Origin of the sequence: Geodermatophilus sabuli (genome assembly GCF_010686765.1) — a bacterium.
Classification (GTDB): Bacteria; Actinomycetota; Actinomycetes; order Mycobacteriales; family Geodermatophilaceae; genus Geodermatophilus; species Geodermatophilus sabuli_A.
Window position 1 is genome coordinate 206,175 of sequence record NZ_JAAGWF010000002.1, and the last position, 13,368, is coordinate 219,542.

Here is a 13,368-nt window from a genome sequence, read left to right on the forward strand (position 1 = left end):
GTCCCCGCGCCGTCGGACCCCTCGGCGAGACTGCGCGGGTGGACCGGATCGTGCTCCGGCGCCGCGGCGAGGGGGTCGTCGAGGCGCACGAGCAGGCCGGCTCCGCGTCGGCCGGGGTGGTCGCGCTGCCCGCCGCCGAGCTCGCCCGCTACGTCCGCGACCGGGAGTCGGCGCCGGTCCGCTGGGTCTGGGACGACACGACGCGGTGGTACCCGGCCCTCCTGGCCGCCGGCGTCCGGGTCGAGCGGTGCACCGACCTGCGGCTGGCCCACGCCGTCCTGCGGCGGACGCCGTTCGCCGACCACGACCTGCTCGCCGGCGACGACACCGCCGGCTGGGACGCCCTCCAGCCGGAGACGGCGACGGACGCCGCCCTCTTCCCGCTCGACGACCCCGCCGACCGCCTCGACCCGGTCGCCGAGGACGAGCGCCAGCAGGCGGTCCTCGCCGCGTCGCCGGAGCGCAGCCGTCTCGGTCTGCTGCTCGCCGCCGAGTCCTCCGGCGCCCTGGTCGCGGCCGAGATGACCGCCGCCGGCCTGCCGTGGCGGGCCGACGTGCACCAGCGGCTGCTGACCGACCTGCTCGGCCCCCGACCGCCGGCCGGCCATCGTCCGGTGGTGCTCGAGCGGCTGGCCGAGGAGATCCGCGCCGCCCTCGGCGCGGCGGAGCTCAACCCGGACTCGCCCGCCGCGGTCCTGCGCGCGCTGCAGACCGCGGGTCTGCCGGTCGACGACACCCGGTCGTGGACGCTGGAGCAGGTCGACCACCCCGCCGTCGCACCGCTGCTGGAGTACAAGAAGCTGGCCCGGCTGCTCTCCGCCAACGGCTGGGCGTGGCTGGACGCGTGGGTGCGCGACGGCCGGTTCCGCTCGTCCTTCCTCCCCGGCGGCGTGGTCACCGGGCGCTGGGCAGCCACCGGCGGGGGCGCCCTGTCGATGCCCGCACAGGTGCGCCCGGCGGCGGTCGCGGACGAGGGCTGGCGGTTCGTGGTCGCCGACGTCGCCCAGCTCGAACCGAGGGTGCTCGCCGGCATGAGCGGGGACGCCGCGATGGCGGAGGCGGCCCGGGCCTCGGACCTGTACCAGGGGATGGTCGCGAGCGGGGCGGTGGCCACCCGGGCCGACGCGAAGGTGGGCATGCTCGGCGCGATGTACGGCGCCACCCGGGGGGAGAGCGGACGCATGATGCCGCGGCTGACCCGCCGGTACCCCCGGGCGATCGGACTGGTCGAGGAGGCCGCCCGCGCGGGGGAGCGCGGCGAGGTGGTGCACACCCTGCTCGGCCGCGGGTCACCGCTGCCGGCCGGCGCGTGGGCGCAGCGCGCGGTGGACCTCGGCGAGCCGCCGGACGAGGGGGACCACCGGGAGGACCGGGACCGGCGACGGCGCGCGTGGGGCCGGTTCACCCGCAACTTCGTCGTCCAGGGCACCGGCGCCGAGTGGGCGCTGTGCTGGCTGGCCGACCTGCGCAACCGGCTCTGGCGCCTCGGCGGCACCGGGCGGGTCGAGCAGCGCCCGCACCTGGTCTTCTTCCTCCACGACGAGGTCGTCGTCCACACCCCGGAGCACCTGGCCGCGGACGTCGCCGAGGAGGTGCGCCGCGCGGCGGTCACCGCCGGCCGGCTGCTGTTCGGCGACTTCCCCGTCGACTTCCCGCTCGACGTGGCCGTCGTCGGCTCCTGGGCCGAGGCCGGCTGAGCGCGGGTCCCGGCGTCCGCCCCGGTCAGCGCAGGGGTGCTGACGTGCGGGCTGGTGGCCCGCGGGCTGTCCAACGGGGAGATCGCCGAGGAGCCGTACCTCGGGGTGCAGACGGTCAGGACCCGTCCGCGCCGGCGCGCAGCGCCGCGCAGACGTTCTCGTCGTCGCCGAAGGACGTCCATCAGGACGACGTCGGTGTGCAGGGAGCCGACCAGCGGCACGACCACCGCGCCGTCGGCGGCCTCGCCGACCACCTCGAGGTCGTCCTAGCGTGGCGCCGTGGCCGCCGCTCCCCTCCGCCCGCCGTGGTTCGGCAACCGGGGTGTGCAGGTGCTCGCCGCCGGGGCGCTCGCCTACAACCTCGTGCAGCTGGTGCTGCAGCTCGTCGACGCCGACTGGGGGGCGGCGTTCCTCAGCTTCGCGTGGGGCGTCTTGTTCGGGTACGTGCTGGTCGAGTCGCTGCGCTTCCGCCGGCAGCAGGACGCCGCCCCGGACGACGGGGCGCAGCCGGGCGACTGACCCGGAGCCGGCGCCCGGGATGCCGAGGTGCCGGCGCCCCCTACACGACCGGACCGTCGCGTGCGGGCGGCGCGACGAGCGTCACCCGACGAATCGGCGACCTCCGATTGTCACAACTGCATAACGCCGGTTACCGTGGCCGGGTCCAGTCGGTCGTCACGCCCCGTCCGGGGAGTCCGAGCGGACGCCGCCGAATCGCCCTCCGGGGCGAGCCGGGGACCCACCGGAGTACTGGGGTGAATCCCGCTCCCGGGCGCATCGTCCGGGACGGGTAGGGCTGCTTCCCGCCCGAACCCGTCAGCTAACTCGGCAGGCGGCCATCGGAAGAACGGAGAGCCGCCGGATGGCGCGCCCTTGCCCCACTGCACCACCTCGCCGTCCCCGGCACTGCCGTTCCCGGGCGCACCCCCGCACCTGACGCCCGCGGCCGTCCCGTCCGGACGCCGCCCGCGGGCCCCCGAGCACCCTCCGCTCGACCGGCTGACCGCCGCCTCCCAGGTGCGCCCGCGCCGGCCCGGCTCCTCCCGGGACGCCGCAGCCCCCGCTGCCCTCCTCCTCGCAGGCACCGCCCCCGCCGGGGCGCTGCCGCACCCGCACCCCACGGAGTCCTCTCCCTCATGGCCCCCCGCACCACCACGTCCGGCGGCTCCCGCCGGGCGCCCAGCTCGCGCCGTCGTCCGCCGGCCGCCGTCCGCCGTCCCGCGCTCTACCTCGGCGTCGCCGTGGCCGGCGCCGTCCTGGTCAACGTCGCGATCGGCGTGGACCCGACCGCGCAGGCCGAGGCCGGCACGTCGGAGTCGGTCAGCGTCGCCCAGCAGCTCGGCCTGACCGCTCAGGCCGGTCCGCTCGAGGCGACCGAGGACCCGCAGCCGCTGGACCTCCAGCCCCTCGAGGACCTGACGGCCACCCGCAGCACCCGCGAGGCCGAGCAGACCGCGGCTCAGCAGGCGCAGGCCGCCGCCGACCAGGCCGAGCGCGACCGGCTGGCCGCGGAGGCCGCCGCCGCCGAGGCCGCGCGGGCCGCCGAGGAGGCCGCCGCGCGGAAGGCCGCGGAGGCCGCCGCAGCCGCCGAGGCCGAGGCCGCGGCCGTGGCGGCCTCCCGGGCCGACGCCGCCGAGGACACCCCCTCCCGCGGGTTCGACGCGGCCCCCGCCACCGCCGCCGCGGCCCCGGCCGCCTCGGTGGTCGCCCGCATCAACAACAGCGCCGGCAACGTCAAGCCGGTGGTCCAGGCCGCCGCCAACGCGGTCATGAGCAACGTCGCCGGCATCAGCAGCATCGGTGGCACCCGGGCCAGCGCGACCGATCCGGGCGGCCACCCGTCCGGGCTGGCGGCGGACTACATGTGCAGCTCCTCGGTGGGCGACGCCGTCGTCGCCTACCACGTCGCCCACTGGGCCGAGCTCGGCGTGGACTACCTGATCTGGGAGCAGCGGATGCTCAGCTCGCCGGGCGGCTCGTGGAAGCCCATGGAGAACCGCGGCAGCCCCACGGCCAACCACTTCGACCACGTGCACGTGAACTACCGCGGCTGAGCCGTCCGGCCCGCGCCACCGGACCCGACGTGCGGGTCAGAACGTGACGGGCAGCTCCTCGACGCCGTGGACGAGGGAGAACCGGCGGTAGCGGAGCCGGTCGGCCGGGACGGCGAGAGCGAGGTCCGGGAAGCGGCGGAACAGCGCCGGCAGCACGATGCGCAGCTCCAGGCGGGCGAGCTCGGCGCCGACGCAGCGGTGCAGCCCGTGGCCGAACGCCAGGTGCCCGCCGACCGGCCGCCGCGCCGGGTCGACCTCGTCGGGGTGCGGGCCGGCCCAGGCCGGGTCGCGGTTGGCCGCGCTCAGCGACGCGAGGACGACGTCGCCGGTCCGGAGCGGGGTGCCCAGCAGGTCCATGTCCCGGGTGGCGAACCGTGGGAAGGCCAGCTGCACCACGGACAGGTGGCGCAGCAGCTCCTCCACGACGCGCTCCACCTCGTCGGGGGCGCCGCTGCGGACCACGTCGGCCCACGCGGGTTCGCGCAGCAGCACCACCGTGCCGAGGGAGATCATCCCGGCCGTGGTCTCGTAGCCGCCGGTGAGAATGCCGTCGGCCAGCCCCGCGAGGTCGGCGTCGGAGACGTCCTCGCCCTCGGCCCGGATGATCGAGCCGATCAGTCCCGGACCGGGCGCGCTGCGCTGGGCGGCCACCGCGTCGAAGAGCAGCCGGCGCTGGTCGGAGACCGCGCCGAACGCGCCGGCCGCTCCGCCGGTGGCGTCGAACCGCCGGCTGCCCAGCCGGGCGAGGACCTCCTGGTCGGGAGCCGCCAGCCCGAGCAGGCCGCAGATGGTCTCCAGGGGGACGGCGGCGGAGACCACGCGCGCCAGGTCGGCCGGTGGCCCGGCCGTCGCCAGGGCGTCGAGCCGCCGGGCGACGATCCCCTCGATCGTCGGCTCCAGCCGCTGCAGCCGGCGCCGGGTGAACTCCGGGGCGATCAGCCCGCGCAGCCGGGTGTGCAGCGGCGGGTCGGTGAAGCCGAGGCCGCCGACGTCCTCGGCCGAGGCGGGGCCGCCCCCGCCGAGCAGAGGCCGGATGTCGTTGCTGAACGCCGTCCGGTCGCTGAGGACCGCGCGGGTCTCCGCGTGGCCGGTCACCAGGTGCACGGTGCGGTCGAGCGGCAGGTCCAGCCGGTGCACCGGCCCGCGGGAGCGCAGTTCGGCCAGCCGCGGCACCGGGTCGGTCCCGGTCCGCTGCAGGAGCACCCGCGCGTTCTCCGGGAGGAAGGTCAGCCGGGAGAGGTCGATGCCCCGCGTCCGGATCCGGCGGGCGACCAGACGGCCCAGCCAGGCCCGCGCCCACGCCGTCGGGCCGGTCCGCGAGCGGGGTCCCGCCCGTCCCGACGCCGACCCGCGGCTCGCCCGGGGTGAGCCGGGAGGCAGCTTCCGGGCCGGCCGGCGGCGGGTGGGGGAGGAGGGGTCGGACGAGCGCATGGTCCCTCGCGTCAGGTCGCGGTGCGGGCTCGGGAGCGACGGGCGTCGCTCCGGTCGCCAGCGTCGCGACGCCGGACCCGACCGGCAATCAGGTGGCCCCCCCAACTCCGTCCGCCGCCGTGGGGGACGACCCTGACCCGTCCCGCGCGGCGGCCCGGAGCGCGGCCATGAGGCCGTCCAGGCCGGGGAGCTGGTAGCTCCAGAAGGCGGCGATCATCGCGCGGGCCTGCTCGCGGTCCTCGGCGGTGCGCAGGATGTGCGCCAGTGCCCGGCGGGTGTTGTCGAAGACGAGGACCAGGACCTCCCGGTGCACCGCGGACGGCGGGGCGGGCAGGCTCCGCTCCGCGTGCTCGACGAGGCGCCGGACGAACGCGTCGGGACACCCGGCGACCGGGGTGCCCTCGGCCCGGTCGAGCAGGACGACGACGGCCAGGCGCTGGTCGAGCCAGAAGTCGAGCAGCTCCGCCGCCGCCGGGCCGTGGGCGCGTCCCTCCGCGAGGGCGGCGACCCGGGTGTCGAGCAGCCGGTCGTGACGGGCCGGCAGGTCCGCGGGGACGACGGCGGCGAACAGGGCCTCCTTCGAGGCGAAGTACCGGTAGACGTTCGCCGGCGCGGTGCCCGCGGCGGCGGCGATCTCGGCCATCGACGTGCGCCCGTAGCCGCGGTCGGCGAAGCACCGCAGGGCCGCGGTCTCGATCCGGGCGCGGACGGCGGGTTTGAGGACCTGCGCCATCAGGCTGACGGGGACGACGTCGCCAGCCAGGTGAGGTCCGGCCGGGTCCCGGCCCACGGGGCGGCCGCCTCCAGCTCGTAGGCCAGGGCCAGCAACACCCGGTCGGCCCCCGGCGCCGCGGCGGCGTGGATCCCGACCGGCAGCCCGTCGTCCCGGCCGAGCGGGAGCGACATGGCCGGGCAGCCCGCCACGTTGTGGATCGGGGTGTAGCCCACGGCCTCCTCGGTGCGCCGGATCAGCGTCTCCCGGCCGGCCGCCGGGGCGAGGTGCCCCAGCGGCCAGGAGGTGCGGGCGAGGGTGGGGCTGAGGACGACGTCCCACCGCCGGAACAGCCGCAGGTAGGCGCGGGCCGCGGCGGCGAACGCCCGTTCCGCGGCGGCCGGCGCGTCCGGGCCGAGCGTCGCGGCCCAGTCGATGAGCTCGAGGGTGAACGGCTCGAGCTCGGCCGGCCCCGGCGGCCGGCCGAGCACCGGCGCGAACGCCTCGGCGACCTGGGTCATCGTGAGCGCGGCCGCGGTGAAGAAGCCCTGGCTGACCGCGGCCCCGTCGACGTCCGGGGCGTCGGTCACGTCGACGCGGTGGCCGAGGGACGCGCAGAGCCCGGCGGCGCGCTCCAGCTCGCGCCGCACGGCCTCGTCGGGCTGGCGCCCGGTCAGCGTCGGCACCAGCACGGCGATCCGGAGCCGCCTTGGGTCCGGGCCGGTGACCAGCCCGATCGGCGGGTGCACGGCGTCCGGGCCGGTGCGCTCGGTGGCCGCCAGCAGGTGGGCGCTGTCGCGCACCGAGCGGCTCATGCAGTGGTCCACGACCAGCGCGGGGAGACCGGGGAGGTCGGGGCCGGTGGGGACGCACCGCCGGTTCGACGGCTTGAACCCGAACACGCCGGTGAGGGCGGCGGGGACGCGGAGCGAGCCGCCGCCGTCGTTCCCGTGGGCCAGCGGGACGATCCCCGCGGCCACCAGCGCGGCGGACCCGCCCGAGGAGCCCCCGGCCGACAGGCCCGCGCGCCAGGGGTTGAGCGTTTCGCCGTGCAGGGCCGTCTCGGTGCTGCCGAGCAGCCCGAACTCCGAGCTGGTCGCGGAGCAGACCACCGCCAGACCGGCGTCCCGGAGCCGGGCGGCGTAGGGCGAGACGCCGGGCGCCGGCGTGCCGGCCATCAGCCGGGAGCCCATGGTCCAGGGCAGTCCGGGCCAGGCGAGGAGTTCCTTGACGGCCACGGGGACGCCGGCCAGCGGGCCGGCCGTCGCCGGGTGACCGGGGACGGCGGCGTCGGGATCAGCGACGGCGGCGACGGCGTTCAGCCCCGCCCAGCGCTCGATCAGCGCGCGGGCGGTCTCGGCCAGGTCCGCGGGGGTGACCTCTCCCGCGCGCACCAGCCGGGCCATCTCGACGGCGTCCCATCCCCGGTGGTCCTGCTCCGCGATCAGCACGACGCAACAGTGAACGCCTCATTCGCGTTTGACAAGAGGCGTGGGCGTGGGCGCGGGCGATCCCGGACGAGCCGGCCGACGTCCACCCGGCTTGGGGGATGTACCGGTCCGCCGGTCCGGCGGCATGCTCGATCCGTCCGGCCCGGCGCACCGTCGTCGGGGCTGCTCGGACAGGGCCGCTCCACGTCGGAGCGGGGCCGCCAGGAGGCAGGGGGAGCGCGATGACGCTGGCAGTTCCCACCACGCGGACGGCCGGTTCACCGGCCGGCCGGGGTGATGCGGTCGACCGCATCATCGCCGCCGTGGCCGCGGACCCCGCGCCGCGGCTGACCGGTCGGGCACCGGCAGGCGGCGCCGAGCTCGCTGACCGGATCCGCCGGGCCGCGATGGACGTGGAGCTGGCCACGGTGCTGACCGTCCGGGCCGAACGCCTGGGCAACCCGGTGCTGGCGTCGATGCTGCGCGAGCGTGCCGCCGTCCGCCGTGGCCGTGCCGAGCGGATCCGGGCCGATCTCGCGGCACGCGGGGTCATCACCCACCGGGCAGCCTGAGCCGCCCGGGGTCCGTCAGGCGCTGAGCGGGATCCGCCGCTGCAGGCGCAGCCGCCGGCGCTCGCGCTCGGACAGGCCGCCCCAGATGCCGAACCGCTCGTCGTTGGACAGCGCGTACTCCAGGCACTCCGTCTGCACGGCGCAGCCGACGCAGACCCGCTTGGCCTCGCGCGTGGAGCCGCCCTTCTCCGGGAAGAACGCCTCGGGGTCGGTCTCGGCGCACAGCGCGTCCAGGCGCCACGACTCGTCGACCGGCGTGGTGTCGGTCCAGGTCGCCGGGGCGGACGAGTCGGTGAGCAGGGTCAGGGACGGGCGGGAGAACGACGACACGGGGGGCTCCTCGACTGGATGCGTGCCGCACCGGAAGTGACGGACCGGTACGGCCTGGCTGCTGTCTGTGACGTTACGGTCCGGGCCCCGAGGGGCGCACTGGCACAACCCGCGCGAAAGTCCGGCGGCCTCTTGGTGGAATGTGTGCCCGGACGCGCGGAGCCGCGCGGGCGGACGTGTCGGGGTCCGGCGGTCCGCCCGCCGGGGAACAGAGCGACGTCTGCGCGGTTGTCGATCCCGTGCTGAGCCAGGACGACGTCGCCGGCCCCCGGCCGCGCCGGCGCGGATGATCAACGCCCTGCCGGCCGGCCTGCTCCCGGACGGACTGACCCCGACGGTCCTCGTGCTGGTGCTCGTGGCGGCGCTGGCGGCCGGGTGGATCGACGCCGTGGTCGGGGGCGGTGGTCTGCTGCAACTCCCCGCGCTGCTCCTCGTGCCGGGGCTCAGCCCGGTGCAGGCGCTGGCGACCAACAAGCTGGCGTCGGTGTTCGGCACGGCGACCAGCGCGGTCACCTACCACCGCCGCGCCCGCCCCGACCTGCGGACGGCGCTGCCCATGGCCGCGGTCGCGCTCGTGAGCAGCTTCGCGGGGGCGTCCCTCGCCTCGCTGCTGCCGGCCGCGGTGTTCAAGCCGGTCATCGTCGTCGCGCTCGTCCTCATCGCCGGGGTGACCCTGCTGCGGCCCGCGCTCGGCGAGGTGACGGCGCTGCGCCACCGCGGGGGCAGGCACCACGGGGTCGCCGTCGCCGTCGGGTCCGTGATCGGCTTCTACGACGGCGTCCTCGGTCCGGGGACGGGGTCCTTCCTCGTCTTCGCCATGGTGTCCCTACTCGGGTACGACTTCCTGTCCGCCAGCGCGAAGGCCAAGATCGTCAACGTGGCCACCAACCTGGGTGCCCTGCTGTTCTTCGTCCCGCACGGGTCGGTCTTCTGGGGGCTCGGGCTGCTCATGGGCGCGGCCAACATGCTCGGCGGCTACCTCGGCTCCCGGGCGGCGACCGCCCGGGGGAGCGGCTTCATCCGCGTCGCCTTCCTCGTGGTGGTCACGGCGCTCATCGCCCGGCTCGGCTGGGACGTGTGGAGCGAGAACCTCCGGCCCCTGGTCGGCTGAGCGCCGATCCCGGCCCACCGCCGGCGCGCGGGTTGACTGCCCGGGGACCTGGCACGTAGGCACGGGGCACGGTGCCCAGGGAGAGGTCGGCGACATGGACGGCATCCTCGAGGGAGTCCTGCTGGTCCCCACCGTCGTGCTGACGGTCCTCCTCTTCGGCGCCGTCATCCGGCGGCTGCTCGGTGTCCGGCTGGGGCCGGTGCGCGCGGTGCTGGCGGCCGCACTGGCCCTGCTGGTCGCGGGGCCGGTCCTGCAGGCGTTCCTGCCCGACCCGGAGCAGGCCGATCCGGGGACCGCGCTGCTGTTCGCTGCCCTGGCCCTGTGCTGCGCCAGCCTGGCGGCGATGGCGGTGGTCGTGATCGCCGACGTGGTCGTGCCCGAGGGCTCCCTGCCCGGGCCGGTCGAGCTCTGGCGGGGGTGGCGCAGCCGGGCGGCCAGGGCGCACCGGTACGCCCAGATCCTGCAGATCGCCGTCCGCCACGGCCTGGGCCGGTTCCTGCGGGGACGCCGGCCGGCCGGGGTGGAGTCCGCGGCCGCGCGACGGGAGCTCGCGCGGTCCCTCCGCCGCGCGCTGGACGAGGGCGGCGTCACCTTCGTGAAGCTCGGCCAGCAGCTGTCCACCCGGCGGGACCTGGTGCCGGCGGAGTTCGCCGACGAGCTCGCCGCGCTGCAGGACGAGGCGGCGCCGGTCCCGTGGGAGGAGGTGCGTGCCGTGCTGCTCGCCGAGCTCGGGCGACCGGTCGAGGAGGTGTTCGCCGCGGTGGATCCCGAGCCGCTGGCCGCCGCCTCGGTCGCCCAGGTGCACGCGGCGCGGTCGTTCGACGGTGCCGACGTGGTGCTCAAGGTGCAGCGGCCCGGCGTCTGCGCCGTCGTCGAGCGGGACCTCGACATCCTGCTCACGCTCGCCCGGACCCTCGAGGCCCGGACGCCGTGGGGTCGTTCGCTCGGGCTGGTCGGGCTGGCGACGGGCTTCGCCGACGCGCTGCGGGAGGAGCTGGACTTCACCACCGAGCGCGACAACCTCACCGCGATGGCCGCGGCCCTCCGCGCGTCACCGAGCCGCGGGGTCCGGGTGCCGACGCCGCATGCCGCCCTGTCGACCGGGCGGGTGCTGGTCATGGAGCGGCTGGAGGGGACGCCGCTCGGGTCGGCCGGCCCGGCGCTGGCGGAGCTCGGCCCGGGACGTCGCTCGGCCGTCGCCGGCGCGCTGCTGGCCACGGTCCTCGACCAGGTGCTCGACCACGGTCTGTTCCACGTCGACCTGCACCCCGGGAACGTCCTGCTGCAGGCCGACGGGGCCCTGGGGCTGCTCGACCTGGGCTCGGTGGGGCGCCTGGACAGCACCACCAGGACGGCGTTCGGCCGGCTCATGGCCGCGCTCGGCAGCACCGACTCCCTCACCGCCGGCGATGCGCTGCTGGAGCTCCTCGACCGGCCGCCGGAGATCGACGAGCGGGAGCTGGAGCGTGCCCTCGGCGTGCTGATCGTCCGGTTCACCGCGCCCGGTGCGTCGGTGGGGGCCGCCGCGTTCGGCGCGCTGTTCCGGCTCGTGACCGCGCACCGCCTGCCGATCCCCGCGCAGGTGGCCGCGGTCTTCCGCACCTTCGCCACGCTGGAGGGGACGCTGGCGCTGATCGACCCGGGCTTCGACCTCGTCGCGGAGGCCCGCGCGGCCGGCCGGGGCCGGGTGGCGCAGTCGCTGACCCCGCAGCGGCTGCGGCGGTCGGCCGAGGAGGAGCTGGCGGCGCTGCTGCCACTGCTGCGGCGGCTGCCGCGCCGGGTCGACCGGATCGCCGACGCGGTCGAGCACGGCCGGCTGGGGGTCAACGTCCGGCTGTTCGCCGACGCCCGCGACCGCCGGCTGGTCACCGGCCTGGTGCACCTGACCCTGTCCGCGCTGCTGGGGGCCGCGGCCGGCCTCATGGCGGTGCTCTTCCTGGACATGCCCGGCGGTCCGCAGGTCACCGACTCGGTGCGACTGTTCCCGGTGTTCGGCTACGGGTTGCTCGTGGTCGCCGTCGTCCTGGTGCTACGCGTGCTGGTCGTGGTCTTCCGGCAGGACCGCTCGTGACCGGGGTCAGGCGCGGATGATCCGCCGCTCGATGGCCGTGGCGACCGCGCCGGCCCGGGTGTCGACGCCGAGCTTGCCGTAGATGTGCGAGAGGTGGGACTTCACGGTCGCCTCGCTGACCAGGAGCCGGCGGGCCATCTCCCGGTTGCCCAGACCGCCGGCGAGCAGGCCGAGGATCTGCACCTCCCGCTCGGTCAGTGCCGGCTCGGGGGAGCTGACCCGCCGCACCAGGATCGCGGCCACCTCCGAGCCCAGCACGGTCTCGCCCCGGGCCACCGCCCGCACCGCGCGGAAGAGCTCGTCGGGTGGCGCGTCCTTGAGCAGGTAGCCACCCGCTCCCGCGTCGAGCGCGGCCAGGACGTCGGCGTCGGTGGCGTAGGTGGTGAGCACGAGGACCCGCGGGGGCTCCGGGCGGGCCCGCAGCCGCGCGGTCACTTCCGCGCCGCCCTCGCCCGGGCCGAGGTTGAGGTCCATGAGGACGACGTCGGGCCGGGTGCGAGCCACTGCTGCATCGGCCTCAGCGGCCCCCGCGGCCTCGGCGACGATCGCCAGGTCGGGCTGCCCCTCGAGCAGCGCCCGCAGCCCCGCCCGCACCACCGGGTGGTCGTCGACGAGGACGATCAGGATCGCCTCAGCGCCGTCCATCGGCGCTCCTCAGCGGGATCGAGACGGCGATCGCGGTGCCCTCGCCCGGCGCCGTCTCCACCGCCACCGCGCCGCCGAACTGGTCGGCGCGGCTGCGGATGCCGGCCAGGCCGCTGCCCCGGCCGTCCCTGCTGGTGCCGGACCGCCGGACGTCGAACCCCCGGCCGTCGTCCCGCACGTCGAGGGAGACCGTGTCGGGCTGGTAGGTCAGGGACACCGTCGCCGTGCTCGCGCCGGCGTGCTCCACGACGTTGGCCAGGGCGCCGCGCGCCGTCCGCAGCACCGCCGTGGCCACGTCGGCCGGGACGTCGACCGGCCGGCCGTCGACGTGCACCGCGACGCGGACGTCGGTGCCCTGCACGGCGCGCTCGCAGGTGCGCCGCAGCGCCGCCTCGAGCGCCGGACCGGCTCCCGCCGACACCTCCGCGGGGGCCAGGTCGCGCACCACCCGGCGCGCCTCGTCCAGCCCCTCCCGCGCGGTCGCGGCGGCCTGGGCGACGAGCTGACGGGCGGCGTCCGGCCGGGCCGACCACGACTGCTCGGCCGCCTGCAGCAGGAGGTTGATGCTGGAGAACCCCTGCGCCACGCTGTCGTGGATCTCGCGGGACAGCCGGGCCCGCTCGGCCAGGGCGCCGGCCGAGTGCTGGGCCTCGACGAGGTCGCCCTGGGCCTCCTGCAACTCACCCAGGAGCTCCTGGCGGGCCACCGCCTCGCGGTCCAGCGCGCGGTAGGCGAGGACGGCCAGGCCGGCGACGCAGGCCGGTCCGACGACGATCGTCGGGTCGACCGCGCCCAGCATGAGGGTCCAGGCGACCACCACGGTCGCGGTCATGCCGGCGACCACGGCGCCGGCCGCGGCGTACGGCAGGACCCGCAGGGCCACGAACGACAGGGGCACCGCGACCCAGGAGAACGACGGCGCGAGGACCACGAGGACCAGCCAGGTCGCGACGAGGGCCAGGCAGCCCGCGATCGCCCGCCTCCGGTGTCCGTGGCGGACGGCCCGGCGCTGGAGCGCGTACACGGCGACCAGCACCGCGGCGCCGGCCAGCACGGCCGGCGTGCGGCCGTCGGCGCCGTGCGCGTCGACGTACCGGATCGCGGACGCGGTGGTCAGGAGCACCACGGCTCCGTCGAGCCACCCGGTCCCGCCGACGCCGGCGAGGATGCCGTGCACGCCGTCCCGGCGCCGGAGCTCGGTCACAACTGGGACACGCTACGGGCCGCCGGGCGTCCGCGGCATCATCCGATCGGCCAGGACCGCGCCCCCCGGACGGCGCCCCGGGGGTCGCCGTCCGGCCGATGCCGTGCCGGG

At 77.0% G+C, this 13,368-nt stretch carries 12 protein-coding genes and 1 riboswitch; of the genes, 6 read left to right on the plus strand and 6 right to left on the minus strand.

Annotation, left to right across the window (positions count from 1 at the left end; all coding sequences use genetic code 11):
- The first annotated feature begins 38 nt into the window (after positions 1–38).
- The 3 genes from GCU56_RS01150 (at position 39) to GCU56_RS01160 (ending at position 3,751) form a co-directional block, all read left to right on the plus strand.
- Positions 39–1,697, plus strand: coding sequence for a bifunctional 3'-5' exonuclease/DNA polymerase (locus tag GCU56_RS01150; RefSeq protein ID WP_163479665.1), 1,659 nt, complete (start codon positions 39–41; stop codon positions 1,695–1,697).
- 279 nt (positions 1,698–1,976) lie between these two features.
- A complete protein-coding gene (locus tag GCU56_RS01155; protein ID WP_163479666.1) occupies positions 1,977–2,216 on the plus strand; it encodes a hypothetical protein in 240 nt (79 codons plus the stop codon).
- Positions 2,217–2,394: 178 nt separating this feature from the next.
- Positions 2,395–2,547, plus strand: a riboswitch (cyclic di-AMP (ydaO/yuaA leader).
- Positions 2,548–2,833: 286 nt separating this feature from the next.
- Positions 2,834–3,751 carry a hypothetical protein gene (locus GCU56_RS01160; protein ID WP_163479667.1) on the plus strand — a complete coding sequence of 306 codons (918 nt, stop codon included), beginning with the start codon at positions 2,834–2,836 and terminating at the stop codon, positions 3,749–3,751.
- Between the two features lie 36 nt (positions 3,752–3,787).
- Here the strand turns inward: GCU56_RS01160 and GCU56_RS01165 are convergent, their stop codons facing one another.
- From GCU56_RS01165 to GCU56_RS01175, 3 genes are all read right to left on the minus strand, one after another.
- Positions 3,788–5,182: a cytochrome P450 gene (locus tag GCU56_RS01165; protein WP_163479668.1), complete on the minus strand. Its 1,395-nt coding sequence runs from the start codon at positions 5,180–5,182 to the stop codon at positions 3,788–3,790.
- A gap of 88 nt (positions 5,183–5,270) precedes the next feature.
- On the minus strand, positions 5,271–5,915 hold the full coding sequence (locus GCU56_RS01170) for a TetR/AcrR family transcriptional regulator (RefSeq protein WP_163479669.1): 645 nt from the start codon (positions 5,913–5,915) through the stop codon (positions 5,271–5,273).
- Positions 5,915–7,345, minus strand: a complete 1,431-nt coding sequence (locus GCU56_RS01175) for an amidase family protein (protein WP_163479670.1) — start codon at positions 7,343–7,345, stop codon at positions 5,915–5,917. Before GCU56_RS01175 ends, GCU56_RS01170 begins: the two co-directional genes overlap by 1 nt.
- 221 nt (positions 7,346–7,566) lie before the next feature.
- On the opposite strand from GCU56_RS01175, the gene GCU56_RS01180 reads away from it, so the two are divergent.
- A complete protein-coding gene (locus GCU56_RS01180; protein ID WP_163479671.1) occupies positions 7,567–7,896 on the plus strand; it encodes a hypothetical protein in 330 nt (109 codons plus the stop codon).
- A 15-nt stretch (positions 7,897–7,911) separates the two neighbouring features.
- Here the strand turns inward: GCU56_RS01180 and GCU56_RS01185 are convergent, their stop codons facing one another.
- Positions 7,912–8,226: a WhiB family transcriptional regulator gene (locus GCU56_RS01185; protein WP_163479672.1), complete on the minus strand. Its 315-nt coding sequence runs from the start codon at positions 8,224–8,226 to the stop codon at positions 7,912–7,914.
- 286 nt (positions 8,227–8,512) lie between these two features.
- Between GCU56_RS01185 and GCU56_RS01190 the strand changes: the two genes are divergently transcribed.
- Positions 8,513–9,337 carry a sulfite exporter TauE/SafE family protein gene (locus tag GCU56_RS01190; protein WP_163479673.1) on the plus strand — a complete coding sequence of 275 codons (825 nt, stop codon included), beginning with the start codon at positions 8,513–8,515 and terminating at the stop codon, positions 9,335–9,337.
- A gap of 94 nt (positions 9,338–9,431) precedes the next feature.
- Complete coding sequence (locus GCU56_RS01195) at positions 9,432–11,408, plus strand: ABC1 kinase family protein (protein ID WP_163479674.1); 1,977 nt, start codon at positions 9,432–9,434, stop codon at positions 11,406–11,408.
- A 6-nt stretch (positions 11,409–11,414) separates the two neighbouring features.
- On the opposite strand, the gene GCU56_RS01200 is transcribed toward GCU56_RS01195, so the two are convergent.
- Positions 11,415–12,053 carry a response regulator gene (locus GCU56_RS01200; protein WP_163479675.1) on the minus strand — a complete coding sequence of 213 codons (639 nt, stop codon included), beginning with the start codon at positions 12,051–12,053 and terminating at the stop codon, positions 11,415–11,417.
- On the minus strand, positions 12,040–13,257 hold the full coding sequence (locus GCU56_RS01205) for a histidine kinase (protein ID WP_204331242.1): 1,218 nt from the start codon (positions 13,255–13,257) through the stop codon (positions 12,040–12,042). Before GCU56_RS01205 ends, GCU56_RS01200 begins: the two co-directional genes overlap by 14 nt.
- Positions 13,258–13,368: the final 111 nt, after the last annotated feature.